The 17927-nt window shown below is 46.1% G+C and carries 7 protein-coding genes; all 7 read left to right on the top strand.

The genetic code is table 11. From position 1 onward, the window contains the following. The first annotated feature begins 6 nt into the window (after positions 1-6). Positions 7-2502: a PEP/pyruvate-binding domain-containing protein gene (locus MFP28_RS06810; RefSeq protein WP_032915947.1), complete on the top strand. Its 2496-nt coding sequence runs from the start codon at positions 7-9 to the stop codon at positions 2500-2502. Next, on the top strand, positions 2489-3121 hold the full coding sequence (locus MFP28_RS06805; protein ID WP_002906721.1) for a CDP-alcohol phosphatidyltransferase family protein: 633 nt from the start codon (positions 2489-2491) through the stop codon (positions 3119-3121). Before MFP28_RS06810 ends, MFP28_RS06805 begins: the two co-directional genes overlap by 14 nt. Next, positions 3114-3986 (top strand): phosphatidylserine decarboxylase, encoded by an 873-nt coding sequence (locus MFP28_RS06800; protein ID WP_002906719.1) that lies wholly within the window; start codon positions 3114-3116, stop codon positions 3984-3986. Before MFP28_RS06805 ends, MFP28_RS06800 begins: the two co-directional genes overlap by 8 nt. Next, positions 3971-4870: a UbiA family prenyltransferase gene (locus MFP28_RS06795; RefSeq protein ID WP_002906717.1), complete on the top strand. Its 900-nt coding sequence runs from the start codon at positions 3971-3973 to the stop codon at positions 4868-4870. Before MFP28_RS06800 ends, MFP28_RS06795 begins: the two co-directional genes overlap by 16 nt. Further along, positions 4870-7353 (top strand): phosphoenolpyruvate synthase, encoded by a 2484-nt coding sequence (locus MFP28_RS06790; protein WP_002906716.1) that lies wholly within the window; start codon positions 4870-4872, stop codon positions 7351-7353. Before MFP28_RS06795 ends, MFP28_RS06790 begins: the two co-directional genes overlap by 1 nt. Then, the gene (locus tag MFP28_RS06785; RefSeq protein WP_002906715.1) at positions 7340-8413 is read left to right on the top strand and encodes a hypothetical protein; all 1074 of its coding nucleotides are present in this window, start codon (positions 7340-7342) and stop codon (positions 8411-8413) included. The genes MFP28_RS06790 and MFP28_RS06785 overlap by 14 nt, the downstream gene beginning before the upstream one ends. A 212-nt stretch (positions 8414-8625) precedes the next feature. After that, a complete protein-coding gene (locus MFP28_RS06780; RefSeq protein ID WP_002906714.1) occupies positions 8626-17823 on the top strand; it encodes an SIALI-17 repeat-containing surface protein in 9198 nt (3065 codons plus the stop codon). Positions 17824-17927: the final 104 nt, after the last annotated feature.

Raw genomic sequence — 17927 nt, 5'->3', positions numbered from 1 at the left:
TTTTTGATGAAAGAACTATGGCTGGAAAAAGAGCCTTCGGTCGTCTATGGCGGTAAAATCAATCAGTTAATCAACCTCTGTCAGCTGGGGCTTTCGGTTCCTAAGGGTTTGATTTTGCCTGCGGATCAAGTAATGGCTTGGCTAAGAGCGGCTCTGCCAGAATACTCAAAAGAGGGACTTAAAGAGTTAATCAAACTGGGCAAGGAGGAAATTGCCGAGTGTTTGCAGCAATATCCCTTGGAGCCAGCTTGGCTACAGGAGTTAGCAGCTTTTTGTCAGGAAAATCAAGCTTATATTGTTCGCAGCAGTGCCCTTTTAGAAGACGGACAGGCCATGTCATTTGCCGGTCAATATGACTCGATTGGCAACTGCCGGACACTGTCAGAAATCGAACAGGGCATTCGTTCTTGTCTGCTTTCCCTCTTTAATCCAGAAGCCTTGGCTTACTGGCAGCGTCAGGGGCTGGCAGAGCAGGATTTTGCCATGGCAGTGCTGATTCAGGAGCAGATAGAGCCTGACTTCAGTGGCGTCTGCTTTTCCCTTGATGTGGCAACTAATCAGGACCAGACCATGCTGTTGGAGTATGTAAAAGGCTCGGCTGATAGCTTGGTTAGTGGCCAAGTTAATCCTGAGCAGCTGACTCTTCCTTGGTACAATCCGACCTGGAGCCAGTTTGAAAAAGTTGAAATGCCTCGGGCAGTCTTGCAGAAGCTGCATGAACTGGTGTTGGAGATTGTGGCGTATTTTGGTCGGGCAATGGATATTGAGTGGTGTGCCGTACAAGAGCAAGTCTATCTGCTGCAGGCTCGGCCAATCACGACAGTGCCAACTAAAATCTACAGTGGCCGCTGGACGACAGCGAATTTTCGGGACGGTGGCGTCGCGGCCCAGCCCTGTCCAAATCTGATGTGGAGCCTTTACCGCCATTCTTGGCAAGAGGCACTCTCCAGCTTTTTGCTGGCAATTGGCCTAGAGCCAGATGGTGTGATGCCGCCGCTGATGCGCCTGCATTATGCTCGGCCTTTCTGGAACTTAGGCGTGGTCAAGCAAGGTATGGAGCAGATTCCGGGCTATATTGAGCGAGACTTTGATGATGAGCTGGGAGTTAATAAAGACTACCAAGGACAAGGTTTTACTAGTAAATTAAGTCCAGCCTTGCTCTTAAATTTCCTGCGGGTCGCTTTGAAAACGCAAAAAGTAACTAAGACTTTTCTGCATCAGGCGCCAGACAAGCTGCAAGAGCTGCGCCAGCAATTTAACCGCTTGAATCAAGAAATACGAGAACTGAACGACCAAAGTCCGCTCCAGCAAGTCGAGAGTCTTTGGCAGTTAGTGCTAAATCAGGCTTATTTAGACAATGAGGGAACTTATTTCTGGCAGGCCTACATCAATACGGTCCAGCTGTCAATGAAAAAGACAACTCTCCTCAAATGGCTGACGGTCGATGAATTTTTTCAACTAATTGCTAAGTTGGGAAATGTTTCGCATACCAAGCCTTTGACTCGAATGCTGGAAGCTGCGGATCTTATTTTAACAGACGAGAAACTGACAGACGATTGGCTGAAGCTATCGGTGGAAGAATTGCAGGGACTGGCAGCACAATATCCTGAGCGAGCAGATTTTATTAAGATTCAGGATTTCCAAAAGGACTTTGGTTATCACTCGGCTCGGGAGCTGGACTTGCGAGTAGCGAGTTACGAAGAAGATGCTCATCAGGTTCTGACAGCGATTCAGCAGTTGGTTGTTGATTCAGCGTATTACCAGGCAGCCAAAGCTTCGCTCAGTCCTGTCTCAGAGTCTGAGCTGGATCTGGCTCATCTATCTCGAGCCAAGCAGAAAAAGATAGAAAAAATCAGCGAAGACCTTCGGAACTTGCTCTGGTGGCGAGAGGAGTTCAAGGATATTTCCACGCGCTACTACCACCTCATTCGTCAGATTAGCCTCAAACTCGGCCGAGCCTATGAAAAGCAAGGCTTTCTGAAAGATTCTCAAGATATTTTTTACCTTAAGAAAGAAAGTCTGACTGCCTTTATGGAAGGGCAAAAGACTGCAGACCAGCTTCAAGAAGAAGCAGCTGATAATCAGCATTATTGCCAGGCCTATCGGAATTTTGAGCCAGTGGGTGATCTGACCGACAAAGAGATGAGCCTGGAAGAGGTGGCCCATGAGAGTCAGGCCCTGCTGACGGGAATGCCAGCCAGCAGCGGTCAGGTAACCGGTCGGGTTCGAGTCCTCTTGGATTTGGCGGATATTGAGACGATTGAACCGGGAGAAATTCTTGTCACTCGCTATACAGATACGGGCTGGAGCTATGTTTTTGGTATTCTAGGTGGTCTTGTGACAGAGTATGGCGGGGTTCTTTGCCATGCCTCCATTGTCGCTCGGGAATGCGGGATTCCAGCTCTGGTCTGCGCTAAGAATGCAACTCAGCTGCTAGAAACTGGCATGATGGTAACTTTAGATGGAAGAAGAGGAGAAATAAGAATTCATGAAGAAGAATGAACCTTTGTTTATCGGTGAATACGACAAATCTGTTATCCTGACCTATATGGGCGCTGCTTTTGCACTGTTGGCAGTCTATGCCATCATTCAGTCCCAGCTGCGGCTAGCCATGATGGCTTTTATCGTTAGCGGTATCTGTGACCTCTTTGACGGTGTGGTTGCGCGACGGATGAAGCGGACTGAAAGTCAGAAGCGTTTCGGCATTGAAATTGATTCGCTCTGCGACATGATTAGCTTTGCGGCTCTCCCGGCTGTGCTCTTTATGACCCAGCTGCCCTTGGGAGCGGCCAATATCATCTTGGCTGTCCTCTATGTCTTGGCTGCGGTCACGCGCTTGGCTCATTTTAACCGTTTGGCCAAACATGATGAAGGATCTGGCTCTTATTTTATCGGCTTGCCCGTGACCTACAGCGCCCTATTTTTCCCTCTGACCTATCTGGTCTGTCAATGGCTGGCGCCTGGTCTCTTTGCCTGGGTGTGGCTGGGCTTGTCTCTTTTGCTGACCTTCCTATTTGTTTACAACTGCCGGATTCCCAAGCCAAATAAGCTGGCCTATCTGGTCTTTGCGATTTTAGCTGTTGCAAGTCTGATTGGTCTGGGGGGTCTCCCGCATGGTTAAGGTCTATCAGAGAAGGACTGGACAGGTAGTGGAACCGACAGAATACAAGGCGGGTCTGTTAGACAAGCTTTATGGTACTGCTTGGGGTCGCTTCCTATTGCCTATCTTGACCCGACCTAGCCTGTCTTATCTTCTGACTTTGAAAGACTACACTCCTTTTTCTCGCAAGAAAATAGCAGCTTTTGTGGAAAATTATCAGCTGAATCTGGCTGACTATGAGGATGGCCCTTATTCTAGCTTTGCCGCTTTTTTTCAGCGGAAAATCAAGCCTGATTTGCGTCCAATCTGTCCTGACAGTCAAGTACTGGCAGTGGCAGATGCCAAACTAGAGGCTTTTACCATTAGTCAGGATTTGCAGCTGACGATTAAGGGTCAGACATACAGACTAGCTGACTTATTGATGGATGAAGAGTTGGCTCAGCTATTTAGAGGCGGAACAGCGCTTGTCTATCGCTTGGGAGTAGAAGACCTGCACCGATATCTGGCAGCTGAATCCGGCAGCATTATCCAAAGACGAAAAATCAAAGGACGCCTGCATACGGTCAGACAGGTAGCCCAGAAGCGGCGCCTGATTTACAAGGAAAATAAAAGAGAATACTGTCTTTTAGATACCGACTTAGGACCTGTCCTGCAGATGGAAATAGGGGCTCTCTTGGTCGGAAGAATATACAATCATAGTCAGGATTATTTGGTCAGGGGACAGGAAAAGGGCTGCTTTGGTCTGGGCGGCTCAACCATTCTTGTCCTCTATCCAGCAGGCACGATTCGCTTGGATCAGGATATTCTGACTAACTCAGACCTCGGAATAGAAACCCAGATTCAAATGGGTGAAAAGATTGGAGAAAAGCTATGTTTAAACGATTAGCTGTTTATTATAAGGAAATGTTTCCTTTGCTGCCGCGCTTTTTTGTGGCGGCCATCATGTTTTTTGAGATTTATTTTGTCCTCTTGCTCAATGACGGAGTGACCACCTTTCACTTTGATCATCAGGAGTTGATTGGGATTTTTACGATTTTTGTCTTTCTAATGATTCTGCGAATTGCGGATGATTTCAAGGACTATGAGACCGATAGACGTCTCTTTCCTCATCGAGCTCTGCCATCTGGCCGGGTGAAAAAGAAGGACTTGGCTATTGCACTCAGCTTTATCGTAGCTGTGTCTGTACTTCTCAATGTTCTCTTTATGAACAATATTGGCTGGTTCCTCTTTCTCTATATCTACGGAACCCTCATGTCCTTCTGGTTCTTCAAGCGTGACAAGATTCAAAATTCTCTGCCACTGGCTCTAGTGACCCATAATCCGGTCATGATGATTTTGAATCTCTATACTATCTCTTTTGTCTGCTACAAGTACAATCTGCCTCTCTTGTCCCTGCCGACTGTCTTGCTGGCCTTTACCATGTATTTCCCAAGTCTGATCTGGGAAGTCTGCCGCAAGATTCGGGCGCCAAAAGACGAGACAGAGTATGTGACCTATTCTAAGCTTTTTGGCTACAAAAAAGCCACTCGCTTTATCGAGGTGGTGACTCTGCTGGATATCTTGACCAATTTTGCTCTCCTCTGGAATATTTCCCATGTCGGAGTGGTAGTCTTAGTGCTGAATGTTATCTGGATGACTGTCCAGTTTGAGCAGTTTATCAAGGATCCGACTCGCTTTAATATCCGGGAGCGGGTGGAGCGTTATACTTATATCACGGAGACGACCATGGTTCTGTCCGTTGCTGTTTATCTCTTGATGGGGGTACTTTGATGAAAAGAATCAAGCAGACAGGGATAGACCAGGTCGGAGGCAAGGCCTATCATTTGCTGAAAATGCAGGCTGCTGGTTTGCCGGTTCCTGACTTTGCAGTGTTTGCTTTTAAGTTTTTTCAAAAATCTGCCAGCTCTGCTGACTTGGAGCGGATGGAAGCAGCTTATCGGTCTGGAGAGTTGGGCTTGTCCCAACTCAGTCAGCAACTCCAGGACTGGGCTAAAGAGCAATTTGCGCAAGAAGATCTGACAGTGGCAGAAAACTGGATTCGGCAGGAGTTTTCTCAGAAAGACTGTCGCTTCGCAGTCCGATCATCAGCAACCATTGAGGATGGGAAGGCTTCATCATTTGCCGGTCAGTTTGAGAGCCAGCTCAATGTGAAGTCGGATGGACTTAAAGAAGCTATCCAAGCGACCTTGCTCTCTCTTTATCAGGAGTCGGCTCTTAGTTATCTGTTTGAGCAAGGCCTATCTTTGAAGCAGGCGCAGATGATTTGCCTTGTTCAGGTTATGCAGGAGGGAGACTTGTCTGGGATTTACTTCACAGCAAATCCCAAGGGCATTCTGAATGAGCATATCATTGTCATCGGTCGGGGCTTGGGCAATAAGGTTGTCGAGGATAAGATTCCTACGACAATGGTGACCCTCCATCCCAAGGACCAGCTCTTTTATACAGAGCAGACAGAGGACTCACCAGACTTATCACAGGAACAACTTGCGGAGTTACATACCTTGGCAAGTAAGGTAAGTCAGCTTTTCGGACCTTATATGGATATGGAGTTTACCTTCGCCAATGGCCAGCTCTATCTCTTGCAGGCACGACCTATTACTACCTTGCCAGAGGGACAGCAGATTATTCTGGATAACAGCAACATTGTCGAGAGCTATCCGGGCGTTTCCAGTCCTCTGACTATTAGTTTTATCCAAGAGGCTTATGCCAGCATTTTCCTCAGTCTGGCTCAACGCTTGGTTGGCAAGGATGCCCCTGAGTTAGCTGCCTATGAAACCACTTTTCAAAATATGCTGCAGTCTGTCAATAGCCGAGTTTATTACCAGATTCAGAGCTGGTATCAGCTACTGCAGCTTTTGCCTTTTTCGAAGAAAATCATTCCTATCTGGCAGGATATGCTGGGAGTGAGAGAGACGGAGGTGCCTCAGATGCCGGTGCACCTGTCTTCTTTCAAACGCCTACAAATCATGCTCCGTATCATCCGAGAGTTTTGGACAGCACCCAAGCAAATGCGGCAATTGGAAGAGCAGTTTGCCCAGATTCAGCTAGAATACGAAGCGAGCTTTTCTCCCGACGCAGATGCAGAGACTTTGATTGGCTTGGTCAGCAAGCTGAAAGAGGATATTCTGGCTCACTGGGACATTACCCTGGTAAATGATCTCTATGCTTTTGTCTATACTGGACTCCTGAAGAAGTCGCGTCGCGGCGGGGCTGTTCAGGCTGAGATTGCAGGAATTGAGCAGATTGAAAGTATGCAGCCGGCTTTGGCTCTGCAGGCTTTAACAGCTCAGCTGAAAGCAGAAGAAAATGCAGAGATTAGACAGGCCATGGCAAGTGAAAGTCCAGCAGTCTTTCTAAGTCGCCAGCACCCTTTGGTCCAAGAAATTGCCCATTTTATCCATGAATTTGGTGATCGGGCTCCAGAAGAGTTGAAGTTAGAAACACCAACCTTTCGAACGCATCCAGAGCGTCTGCTCAAGCTCCTGCTGCAAATGTGCCAGCAAGAGGAGAAGAAGTTGGCACCTCAGAAACTTGAAGAAGAGGTGCAAAAATCAGACTGGTGGACGAATTATCTTCGCAAGCGAGCCATGGCTGGTGTTAAATATCGGGAAAGCTCCCGCTTAAATCGTACTCGGATCTACGGCATGATGCGGCAGATTTTCCGAACTCTGGGCCAGCAATTAGCCGAGCAAGGGCTGTTGGCTACGCCTGACAATGTTTTTTACCTGACAAAGGAAGAATTGTTTGAGCTGACCAGAAAGCCCAGAGATGTTAGCGACTTAATAGCCGAGCGTCGAGAGAAGTTGGAGGCTGACAAGGAGCTGCCAACATTTAGTCGATATGTTTTTGCTGGACAGGTCTTTGAGAAATACCTGAAACCGCAAAACCATACCAGCAGTCATAATACGGCTAATCACGCCTTACAAGGGATTGGCTGCTCGCCTGGTTTCGTTAAGGCTCAGGTTTTGGTCGTAGAAGATGTGCAGGAGATTGAGTCTGCTCAGGACCGGATTATCGTGACCAAGATGACCGATCCGGGCTGGGTTTATCTTCTGACCCAAGCCAAGGGTGTCATTGCCGAGCAGGGGTCTTTGCTCTCCCACACTGCTATTATTTCCCGCGAGTTGGGTATTCCTTCTATTGTTAATGTCAGAGGTGCCTGCAGCCAGCTGCAAAACGATGATTGGATTGAGATGGATGGCCTTACTGGCAAGATTCGACTGATCAAGGAGGAAGACCATGCTGGAAATTAAACCTGTCAAACCCAATACGACAGAGCTGGACGATTTTCTAGCCCTGCCCAAACAGATTTACCAGCCAGACCACCTCATGCAGTCGGAAGAGGAAGAGCTATCTTTGATTGAAGGCAGTCACCCGCTGAGTTCTGACTTAGAAACCTATGCTTTTATTGGCTATGTGGATAGTCGGCCTTGTATTCGAGGGCTTCTGACCTTCTATCCAGATGATGAGGCTGCTTACTTGGGATTTTTCGAGTCGATCAATGACCAACAGATTGCATCTGCTTTTATCGAGCATTTAGCAGGTTTTGCTCGCAGTCTTGGAGTTAGCAGGATTATCGGTCCCGTACAGGCAAGTTTTTGGCTGGGCTATCGAATGCAGCTGACTGGAACAGAGGAGCTCCCTTTTACTGGAGAACCTCATAATCCAGACTATTATCCTCAGTTGTGGCAGGATGCTGGTTTTGAGCTCAAGGAGCGCTATCTATCCAATTTTTATCCCAAGGTCAGCAATCAAACTCATCAGGACAAGCTGGCTCATCGCTTTGAGTCTTTTGAAGAAGCGGGTTTCACCATTTGCTCTCCCAAAAAGAAGGACTGGGAAGAAGCCTCGCTGCAGGTTTTTGAGCTTCTCAATCGTCTCTATCAAGATTTTCCGATTTATCGGTCAATTTCTAGTCAGCAGTTCAGTCAGATTTTTCAAAAATACCAGTATATTCTTGATTTTTCTATGGTTAAACTAGCCTATAAGGAGGGCAAGCTAGCCGGTTTTCTGATTGCCATGCCGGACTATGGCTCTTTGGTTTATCAAAATCTGACTCCTCTTAACCTAGCCAAGCTTTTTTGGACCAAGCGTTTTCCAAAACGTTATACGATTATGTATCTAGGAGTAGATGAGCAATTCTTGGGGTTGGGCTCTGCCTTGGCCTATCCGATTTTTAAAGAAGCGCAGAAGCGACAAGCTTCAGCTATTGGGGCCTTGATTCATCAAAAAACTGTCACGCGCCACTATGCGGCAGAATTGCAAGGGGAAAAGCATGAGTACGGCCTCTTTGAGTTGAATTTGAACCCCTGACTAACAAAGTAAATCACATTTTAAAAAGCAAATTTTCTAACCGAAGATTTGTTTTTTTATTTTTTTAGTTAAAAATGAACACTATTTTCAGGTTGTTCAAAAATCAAAAGATTTCAGCCTTCAAAGATATATTTTTAAGCAAAAGCATTGAATTTTTGTAGGAAATTCTGTAAAATTTTAAGAGATTATTATATGAAGAAAAGGGAATTATTATGGAAAAAAGAATCACTGGCGATACGCTCCAGCGTTATTCTTTTAGAAAGTTATCAGTAGGATTGGTTTCCGCCACTATCGGAAGCTTCTTTTTGAGTACCGCCATAGGGGGAAATATAAGCACGGTTGAGGCCGCAGAAGTCTCAGCCGGCAAAACCGTTCCAGTTCAGTATCACTACGTAGTAGAGTCTGAACTGACTGAAGCTGAGAAGAATGCAGTTGTTAAGGAGCTTCCAAAGTTTGTGGAAGAAAACTCTGATGCTTATTACCTGGTTTACCGTCCAAAGACCCAGGGGCTTTCGGCAAAAAGTTTGCCAAAGACAGGCTACTCAAGTCTGTGGGAAGTAACTTTTGCAGCTGCTGGACTGACTTTAGCAGTCTTAGTGATTGCACGAGGTAGAAATGGTAAGCGATACCTGTCTTCTATTTTGCTAGTGACAGGTCTAGGCTCTATTCTCCTAGCTCCTTCTGTATTTGCAGTGACCAATATTGAATTAGCCGCCTACAATCAAAGGCTGGATTTGACAGTGGGAGATAAGCTGCCGGAGCCTTTAGAGATTGCTGGTTTTGAGTATGTCGGCTATCTGAAAAGCGGTGAACAGGGCAAGGAGAACGCAGCAGGAAGTCATCAGCTTCCTACGGCACAGAAGGACTTGTCAGCTGTTGAAGTCGATCAGAAGGCGGGCAAATCTGCTAGCCTTTCTGGGAATCCGAGTGCTGCCAACAAGCCGGTATCTACTGAGACAGAGAAACTAACCGAGCAAGAAAGAGAAATCATTGCTGCCAAAGAGCGCGAATTTGCTCGGCTTTCTCCAGTCACTGAAGTACCAGAACTGGAATTCAAGAGCCAAGAAAGCAGCCAAACCCAAGTCCTGCCTTATCAAACAGAATACCAATATTCAAATGAACTCGCAGAGGGGCAATCTCAGGTCATTCGCGCAGGTGCCGCTGGTACACGTACTGTTGTCACTCGCAATTATATTGCAGGTAAAGAAATTGTAAAAAGCGAAGTGGTTTCAGACCAGGTAACTGCAGAGCCAGTTTCAGAAATTGTGTTGGTTGGAACTGCCGCAGTCAAATCTGTACCAAAAGAAGCACCAGTGCAAGAAGTCCCAGAGCTTACCAGCTATGGCACTGCACCAGATACTGCGCCTGTGAATGAAGTTCCCGAATTGACGGCTTATGGAACGACGCCCGATACTGCACCGGTTCAAGAAGTGCCTGAGCTAACGACTTATGGCACTGCACCAGATACCGCACCTGTAAATGAAGTCCCAGAATTGACGACTTATGGAACTGCGCCAGATACCGCACCGGTTCAAGAAGTTCCGGAACTAACCACTTATGGCACTGCACCAGATACCGCTCCAGTACAAGAAGTTCCAGAGCTCACCAGCTATGGTAGCGCGCCAGATACTGCACCGGTTCAAGAAGTCCCGGAATTGACGTCTTATGGCACCGCACCAGATGACGCACCCGTGCATCAAGCCCCAGAATTAGAGCTGACTGCGACGGATGAAACAAGAAGAGAAAAGATAGATTTTTCCGTTGAAGAACAGTATACTGATGAGATTCCAGAAGGCAGTCGCCAAATTGTCACACCAGGAGTACAGGGCGAGCGGGCTATTACCACTCGTATCTATACCTCGAATGGCCAAGAGGTTGACCGCCAAGAGCTATCTAATGAAGAAACATTAGCACCAGTAACGCAAATTGTTAAAGTTGGTACCGCTAAGCCAAGCATGGTACCAAACGATGCGCCAAAAGTAGATACTTTGCCAGAGTACCCTCTGACTTATACGGACGAAACTAGAGTTGAAAAAATCAACTTCACAATTCGTGAAGAAGAGACGGACGAGCTTGTCCGAGATGCTCGCCAAATTGCGACTCCGGGTGTCCAAGGCGAGCGTACGATTAAGACTCGTATTTACAGCTCCAATGGTCAAGAAATTGATCGTCAAGAACTGTCCAACAAGGAAACCCTAGCTCCAGTGACGCAAGTAGTCAAAGTTGGTACAGCTAAACCATATTTGGTTCCAACCGATTCACCAAAAACAGACGCCTTGCCAGAATATCCGCTGACTTATACGGATGAGACTCGTATTGAGAAAATAGCCTTCAACATCGAGGAGCAATATACCGATGAATTGCCTCAGGACGCCCGTCAAATTGCGACTCCAGGTGTGCAGGGCGAGCGAACTATCAAGACCCGTGTCTACAGTTCCAACGGTCAAGAAGTTGACCGTCAAGAACTTTCAAATGAGGAAACTCTCGCTCCAGTAATGCAAGTCGTCAAAGTCGGAACAGCTAAGCCGCATATGATACCGAACGATGCACCAAAAGCAGAGGCTTTGCCAGAGTATCCACTGACCTACACGGACGAAACCCGTGTTGAAAAAGTAGCCTTCAATATTTTGGAACAATATACTGATGAGTTGCCACAGGACGCCCGTCAAATTGCAACTCCAGGTGTCCAAGGAGAGCGCACTATTAAGACTCGTGTCTATAGTTCCAACGGTCAAGAAGTTGACAGCCAAGAGCTTTCTAATGAAGAAACTCTGGCTCCAGTAACGCAAATCGTCAAGGTTGGTACGGCTAAACCAAATATGGTACCGAATGATGCACCAAAAGCAGACGCTTTGCCAGAGTATCCGTTGACTTATACAGATGAAACTCGTGTAGAAAAAATTAATTTCAGCATTCGTGAAGAAGAGTCGGACGAATTGGTTCGTGACGCCCGTCAAATTGCGACTCCAGGTGTGCAAGGCGAGCGAACAATCAAGACCCGTGTTTACAGCTCCAATGGTCAGGAGATCGACCGCCAAGAGTTGTCTAATGAAGAAACTCTGGCTCCAGTAACGCAGGTTGTTAAAGTCGGAACGGCTAAGCCAAGCATGGTACCAAACGATGCGCCAAAAGTAGATACTTTGCCAGAGTACCCTCTGACTTATACGGACGAAACTAGAGTTGAAAAAATCAACTTCACAATTCGTGAAGAAGAGACGGACGAGCTTGTCCGAGATGCTCGCCAAATTGCGACTCCGGGTGTCCAAGGCGAGCGTACGATTAAGACTCGTATTTACAGCTCCAATGGTCAAGAAATTGATCGTCAAGAACTGTCCAACAAGGAGACTCTAGCTCCAGTAACGCAGGTTGTCAAAGTTGGCACGGCTAAGCCAACCATGGTCCCAAACGCTGCGCCAAAAGCAGAAGTTCTTCCAGAGTATCCTCTGACTTATACGGACGAAACCCGAGTAGAGAAAGTTGCTTTCAACATCGAGGAACAATATACCGATGAGTTGCCACAGGATGCCCGTCAAATCGCAACTCCGGGAGTGCAAGGTGAGCGTACGATTAAGACCCGTGTCTACAGTTCTAACGGTCAAGAAATTGATCGTCAAGAACTGTCCAACAAGGAGACTCTAGCTCCAGTAACGCAGGTTGTCAAAGTTGGCACGGCTAAGCCAACCATGGTCCCAAACGCTGCGCCAAAAGCAGAAGTTCTTCCAGAGTATCCTCTGACTTATACGGACGAAACCCGAGTAGAGAAAGTTGCTTTCAACATCGAGGAACAATATACCGATGAGTTGCAACAGGATGCCCGTCAAATCGCAACTCCGGGAGTGCAAGGTGAGCGTACGATTAAGACCCGTGTCTACAGTTCTAACGGTCAAGAAATCGAGCGCCAAGAGCTTTCTAACGAGGAAACATTGGCTCCAGTAACGCAAGTCGTCAAAGTTGGCACGGCTAAGCCGCACATGGTACCAGGTAATGCACCAAAAGTAGATACTTTACCAGAGTACCCGCTGACTTACACCGACGAAACCCGAGTGGAGAAAATTAATTTCACCATTCGTGAAGAAGAAACGGACGAACTTGTTCGAGAAGCCCGTCAAATCGCAACTCCGGGAGTTCAAGGTGAACGCACTATCAAGACCCGCGTCTATAGTTCCAACGGTCAAGAAATTGATCGTCAAGAGCTTTCCAATGAAGAAACTCTAGCTCCAGTAACGCAAGTCGTCAAAGTCGGAACTGCTAAGCCAAATATGGTACCGAGTGATGCACCAAAAGCAGATTCTTTGCCAGAGTATCCACTGACTTTCACAGACGAAACTAGAGTTGAAAAAATTAACTTCACAATTCGTGAGGAAGAGACAGACGAGCTTGTTCGAGATGCCCGTCAAATCGCCATTCCAGGAGTTCAGGGTGAGCGTACGATTAAGACTCGCGTCTATAGTTCCAACGGACAAGAAATCGACCGCCAGGAGCTTTCCAATGAAGAAACTCTAGCTCCGGTAACGCAAGTTGTCAAAGTCGGAACAGCTAAGCCGCACACGGTACCGAACGATGCGCCAAAAGCAGACGCCTTACCAGAATATCCACTGACATCCACTGACGAAACGCGTGTAGAGAAAATCAACTTCACCATTCGTGAAGAAGAAACGGACGAACTTGTTCGCGATGCACGCCAAATCACGACTCCAGGTGTTCAGGGCGAGCGAACGATTAAGACTCGTGTCTACAGCTCCAACGGCCAAGAAATCGACCGCCAAGAGCTTTCGAATGAGGAAACTCTAGCTCCAGTAACGCAAGTTGTTAAAGTTGGTACAGCTAAGCCGCATATGGTACCGAACGATGCGCCAAAAGCAGAGGTTTTAGAAGAGTTCGATTTAATTCCACTGCATAATCTATTAGCAGAAGCGGATCAGATTAAAGCTCAGGCACGTTATTTCAACGATAGTCAGAGCCATCAATCTAGCTATGATGCTGCTTTGACAGCAGGTCAAGCGCTTCTAAGTCAATCAAACGCTAGCCAAGCAGAAGTTAACCAACTGGTGGAACAAATCAACCAAGCCAAGGCTCAGTTAAGCGGTCTTGAGGTTGTCAAAACGGCTCTTCAAAACGAGTACGATTTAAATCCAACTGTTAAAACAACTGCTAAATATAAAAATGCGGATTCAGATAAGCAGACAGCTTATACTGACGAATTGACAAAGGCAGAAGGAGTTCTGAATAATCAAACTGCTACACAAGTGCAGGTTAACCAAGCTTTTGCTAGTCTGACAGCAGCCAAAGAAGCTCTAAATGGAGTGCCTAAAGTCAAGCCTACGGTTTCCATTCTAAGTCTGACAGAAAATGCGGACGATAAGTCGGTTACAGTCCAATATAGATTAGAAGACCAGACCCAGTCCTTCCGTTCAGCAACTGCAGAATTGTACCAGGGTGATCAGCTTGTCCGCACTCTTCCGATTACCAATTTCGCAGGAAGTCTGAAGATTGGCGACTTAGACTACTACACAGGCTATAGCCTGAAAACCAAGCTGACTTATGAACTGGATAATGGCAGCTTCACAGGCCTTGAAACGGACAGCCGCAATTTTGAATTGGAATACAAGAAGATTGCCTTCCGAGATATTGATTCGGCAGAGTTTTACAGAAAAGAAAACGACCAGTTTAAGCGCGTCGTGTCCATGAACTCTATGCCTACGGATCTGTCAAACTACTTCGTCAAAGTCAAATCAAGTGAATCTAAGGAAATGCTCCTGCCAGTTCACAGCATAGCGGAAAGTCATAAGGATGGCAGGGATGTCTATAAGGTGACAGTCTCTCTGCCTGAGCTGGTACAAGAAGGTGAGGCAGGCTATAAGTCTGGCTATGACTTCTATATCAGTAAGGCAGTCCCTAGCCAGCAAAATGTCTACACCAGCTTTGCTGGTTTGATAGACGCCATGAAGCAAAATATGGCTGGTAACTATGTTCTGGGAGCAGATTTGGATGCTAGCGAAGTTAGTCTGGCACCTGCGGACTATGTCTACCTCAAAGGGAACTTCACAGGCAGTCTGACAGGTAACCATAATGGCAAGCAGTACGCGATTTATAATCTAGCCAAGCCTTTATTTGAAAACCTCAAGAGTGGTTCTTCTGTTTCTAATCTGGACCTGAAAGAGGTCAATATTGTAGGCACCTATGACTCAGCTGCCCTGGCTCGCAATGCAGAAAATGCTCGAATCACAGATGTTTCAGTCCAAGGTAGAGTAGAAGTAAAAGAAAATGCTTCACAGGTAGCAGGTTTGGTCGTTATTGCTAACAATACGCAAATTACCAATAGCTCCTTTACTGGAACTATTGTGTCAAATGATAAACAGGGTAAAGAATACAATGTCGGTGGTTTGGTTGCCAATCTTAAGGGAGGAAACTCCTTGATTAGCCAAAGCAGGGCAGATGTGACTATTCTAGCAGGCGCTAGAGCCAACAACCAACGCTTCGGTGGTCTGGTTGGCCGTTTAGAAAACAATGCCCGCATCAGTCGTTCTTATGTAGCTGGAAAAATCAAAAACTCTACTAAAAACGGTCAGATTGGTGGCGTGGTTGGCTCCAATTACTTTAATGGCTTGATCGATAAGGTCATCAGCAATGTCAGCGGTACAAATGTTTACAGTATTTCTGGCGATCAGGGATATGAGAACAACCGTATCACAGAAGCTTATGCCGTTGAAGGAAATAAAACACTGGAAAATGACAAGTTTGTCACTTCAACACTGACTCTGAACGAGGCAGAAGAGAAGCTAGCTAGTTTAGACATTACGACCACTCTAGAAGACACGAATCTCAATATTTATTCTGTCAACTATGCCCAGGAAAAGAATGCTCGAGAAGACCGTCTGATAGCTTATGCTAACATGGAAAAACTCCTTCCATTCTACAATAAGGAGACCATTGTTGCCTATGGAAATAAACTTCCAGATAATCACAAGCTTAATACGGAGTACTTGCTGGATGTTGTTCCAATGAAGGGTGACCAGATTATCACTGATATCAATAGCAACAAGACCGGAATTAACCGCTTGATGCTGCACTTTGAGGATAATACGGTTGAATATCTGGATCTGACCTATAAGGGAGATTTCAAATATAAGGCAATTGCAGAATACAGTGTAAATGGCTTAGATCTCCTTTATACTCCAGAGGCTTTCCTATCAGACTACAGCAGGGTTCTCAATCAAGTGCTGCCAGAGTTGAACAAGGTTGTCCTTGACTCACCGGCTATGCGAACTGTTTTAGGCGTGAATGCTGACACTTCTCTGGATGATCTCTATCTGGATACAGCCTTTGACCAAGTCAAGACCAAGCTGTCAGAAGAGTTGCGCAAAGTTCTGGCTATGGACAAGTCCATCAATACTGAAGGCGATGTCGTGGCTGACTATGTAGCTCAGAAGATTACAGCCAATAAGGAAGCCTTCCTACTGGGTCTAACTTATCTCAAACGTTGGTATAATATCAACTATGACAATATCAATGTTAAGGATTTGTCGGCCTATAAGTTTGACTTCTTTGGAAATCATAATGCTTCAACCTTAGATACCATTATTTCACTTGGTAAGTCAGGCATGAACAATCTTAAAGCTAAGAACAACTATATGGCTTATGATGCCTCGCTTTCTGAAGCGACTGGTAAGCGTGGACTCTTTAACTATCTAGAAGGTTATCGTCAGCTCTTCCTTCCGGACAAGAGCAACAATGAATGGCTCAAGACCAATACAAAAGCCTATATCGTTGAGGCTAAGTCGGATGTGCCAGAAGCTAGACAGCTTCAGGATGGAGCCGAGGACAAGAGCAAGTATTCTGTCGGCGTTTATGACAAGATTACTGCAGATAACTGGGAACACAAGGGCATGCTTCTGCCGCTCTTGACCATGACTGAGAAGGGCGTCTATGCTATCTCCAATATGTCTACCATCTCCATGGGGGCTTATGACCGTTATCGCCTTGATGCCAATGGCAGGGTTCGGACAGATGCAGAGCTAGCTGAATTTGTCGAAGACCGAGTGAGAAAAACAGCTGAATACCAGCGCGATCACTATGACTTCTGGTATAAGATTCTAAGCGATGAAAGCAAGGACAAGCTCTTCCGTTCTGTTCTGGTTTACGATGGATTCTCATTGGTTGACAAGAATGGTCAAAAATATTGGGCTCCAGCTAATGACAAAAAATCACTGGCTATGCAGGAATTCTTTGGACCAGCCGGCAAGTGGTATCCTAGCAAGGGCTATAATGCCTATGCTACAGGAAGTGTAACCCACTTTGATGCAGCTAAATTGTTAGAAGACTATGGTAACTCTGTCTACACGCATGAAATGACCCATAATTCTGACGGTGGCATTTACTTTGAGGGCAATGGCCGCCGCGAAGGTCTGGGAGCTGAGCTTTATGCTCGCGGACTCCTGCAGTCCACTCCAAGTGCAGATGAGGCAACCATTACACTCAATACCCTCTTCAAGGTGGACAAGGACTCTAAGACTCGCCTACACACATATAACTTCAAGGAACGCGTTCAAAATGCAGAAGACCTTCAGCACTATGTCCATGGTATGTTTGACATGATTTACACGCTAGATTACCTAGAAGGTACCTCTATGCTTAAGCAGAGCGATGATGCTAAGCTTCAGTGGTTCAGGAAGATGGAGAATTACTATATTACAGATAAGTATGGTAAGGAGACTCATGCTGGTAACCAGACGCGAAGCTTTACTGCTGAGGAAATCAAGCAGCTGAAGACTTTTGACTCTCTGATTGAAAATGATGTCATCACTCGTCGGGAGAATAAGGATAGTGGGAAATACGGTCGAAATGGCTACCTCAGTCTCAGCCTCTTCTCACCAATCTACTCAGCCTTGAGCAATCCAAATGGAGCTCCGGGTGATGTCATGTTCCGCCGTACAGCCTATGAGTTACTAGCAGCTAAGGGTTACCATGAAGGATTTATCCCGTATGTTTCTGGTAAGTACTCTAAGGAAGCCTTTGATGAAGGTAAGAAAACGTGGGATGGATGGTCCGGAAGAGATGTTGGTCTCGTAACTGACCAGAAAGTCTTGGAAAATGTATTCAAGGGTGAATATGATTCCTGGGTAGTCTTCAAGAAAGCTATGTATAAGGAGCGGATTGATCAGCTGACTAAGCTCAAGCCAATCACTATTGAGTACGAGCTCAGAAACCCAAGCAGTACCAAGAAAGTAACTATTCGCTCTTATGAAGAGATGCAGAAGCTGATGGACGAAGCAGTAGCAGAGGATGTACGAAACATTACCAATGCTACCAGCCGTGTTGATGCTAGCTGGGTCAACTTGCTCAAGAAGAAGATTTACAATGCTTATATTCGTGAGACAGACGACTTCAGACAGTCAATCTTTAATAAGTAAGCATTTTAATACTAGCTAAGGAAACTTGGCTAGTATTTTTTACATTTTCCTTGATTTTTGAATTAGGATATGGTTAAATATTTTAAAAAAACAATCGTTGCGCA

The sequence above is a fragment of the Streptococcus sanguinis genome, from assembly GCF_050234405.1.
Lineage (GTDB): Bacteria > Bacillota > Bacilli > Lactobacillales > Streptococcaceae > Streptococcus > Streptococcus sanguinis_W.
The sequence above is the reverse complement of the archived record's forward strand: the minus strand, read 5'-3'. Positions and strand labels throughout refer to the sequence as shown.

Coding starts and splice junctions, on each gene's coding strand:
- MFP28_RS06810 (WP_032915947.1), top strand. CDS start 7: ATGAAAGAACTATGGCTGGAAAAAGAGCCTTCGGTCGTCTATGGCGGT.
- MFP28_RS06805 (WP_002906721.1), top strand. CDS start 2,489: ATGAAGAAGAATGAACCTTTGTTTATCGGTGAATACGACAAATCTGTT.
- MFP28_RS06800 (WP_002906719.1), top strand. CDS start 3,114: ATGGTTAAGGTCTATCAGAGAAGGACTGGACAGGTAGTGGAACCGACA.
- MFP28_RS06795 (WP_002906717.1), top strand. CDS start 3,971: ATGTTTAAACGATTAGCTGTTTATTATAAGGAAATGTTTCCTTTGCTG.
- MFP28_RS06790 (WP_002906716.1), top strand. CDS start 4,870: ATGAAAAGAATCAAGCAGACAGGGATAGACCAGGTCGGAGGCAAGGCC.
- MFP28_RS06785 (WP_002906715.1), top strand. CDS start 7,340: ATGCTGGAAATTAAACCTGTCAAACCCAATACGACAGAGCTGGACGAT.
- MFP28_RS06780 (WP_002906714.1), top strand. CDS start 8,626: ATGGAAAAAAGAATCACTGGCGATACGCTCCAGCGTTATTCTTTTAGA.